Annotated in this window: 2 protein-coding genes; both read left to right on the top strand. The window is 65.6% G+C overall.

All coding sequences use genetic code 11. The features are described 5' to 3' along the window. The coding region (locus BIS11_RS17150; RefSeq protein ID WP_253586666.1) for a regulatory protein RecX at window positions 1-401 on the top strand (401 nt) is incomplete at its 5' end. Between the two features lie 145 nt (window positions 402-546). Continuing rightward, a partial coding sequence (gene alaS / locus BIS11_RS17145; protein WP_253586665.1) for an alanine--tRNA ligase occupies window positions 547-1,581 on the top strand: 1,035 nt, incomplete at its 3' end.

Below are 1,581 nucleotides of genomic sequence, written 5' to 3'. Positions count from 1 at the left end.
GCGCCGAGCTTTTCGACCGGCTCGTCAAGAAATCCTTCGAAGCCGACGACATCCAGACCTGCCTCGACGCCCTCGAGGAGCAGGGGCTCCAGTCGGATGCCCGCTTTGCCGAGAGCTTCGTGCGCACGCGCATCCTGCGCGGTCAGGGCGTCATTCGCATCAAACAGGAGCTCCGGCTTCGCGGCGTGAACGGCGAGGTGCTGGCGGCGGCCATCGCCGAGGTCGAGCGCCAGGAGCGCATCGACTGGTTCGAACTCGCCGCCGAGACCTGCCAGCGCCGTTTCGGCGAGCCCGCGGCCAACCTGCCTCCCAAGGAGCGCGCCCGCCGCGAGCGCTTTCTCGCCAATCGCGGCTTCGACTTCGATCAGATCCGCCACGCGCTCTCGCCCCGGGACGCCTGACACCCCCAAGCCTGCCTTCCTTTACCGCGACGCGATGCATCGTGGCTTTAGTCGCGTGACAACTTCGTTATAATGGATGTTTTGCGTGCCCCGAGGTAGCCGCAACAGCGTCGGGGGCATCACGCTTTATCGCCACGGAACCCCTATGAAAAGCGCAGAGATCAGGCAGGCCTTTCTTTCCTATTTCGAAGAACACGGGCATACCGTGGTTCCCTCGAGCTCGCTGGTGCCCGGCAACGACCCGACACTCTTGTTCACCAACGCGGGCATGGTGCCGTTCAAGGACGTCTTTCTGGGTCGCGACCCGCGCCCCTACGTGCGCGCCACTTCTGCCCAGCGCTGCGTGCGCGCTGGCGGCAAGCACAACGACCTGGACAACGTCGGCTACACCGCGCGCCACCACACCTTCTTCGAGATGCTGGGCAACTTCAGCTTCGGCGACTACTTCAAGCGTGACGCCATCCGCTTCGCCTGGACCTTTCTGACCGAAACCCTGGGGCTTCCCAAGGAGAAGCTCTGGGTCACGGTGCATATCAGCGACGACGAGGCCGAGCGCATCTGGAAGGACGAGGTGGGCATCGACCCCGAGCGCTTCTCCAAGCTCGACGAGGACAACTTCTGGCAGATGGGCGACACGGGCCCGTGTGGCCCGAGCTCGGAGATCTTCTTCGACCACGGTGCCGACGTGTGGGGCGGCCCGCCCGGAAGCCCGGAAGAGGACGGTGACCGCTACATCGAGATCTGGAACCTGGTCTTCATGCAGTTCGACCGTGACAGCGAGGGCAACCTCAACCCGCTGCCCAAGCCCTCGATCGATACCGGCATGGGCCTCGAGCGCGTGGCGGCGGTGATGCAGGGCGTGCACTCCAACTACGAGATCGACCTGTTCCAGAACCTGCTTGCCGCGGCGGCGAAGGCCACCGGGCATGACGATCTCGAGGCGCCGTCGCTGCGCGTGATCGCCGACCATATCCGCTCCTGCGCCTTTTTGATCGCCGATGGCGTGCTGCCCTCCAACGAAGGCCGCGGCTACGTGCTGCGCCGGATCATCCGCCGCGCGGTGCGCCACGGCCACAAGCTCGGCGCCACCGGCACCTTCTTCCACGAACTGGTCGAGGCGCTCGACGCGGAGATGGGCGACGCCTATCCCGAGCTTCGCCAGGCCCGCGAGCAGATCGCC

The organism is Halomonas sp. 707D4, assembly GCF_024158685.1.
In the GTDB taxonomy this organism is placed as follows: domain Bacteria; phylum Pseudomonadota; class Gammaproteobacteria; order Pseudomonadales; family Halomonadaceae; genus Vreelandella.
Note: the sequence above shows the minus strand (reverse complement) of the source record. Positions and strands in the feature narration are given on the sequence as shown.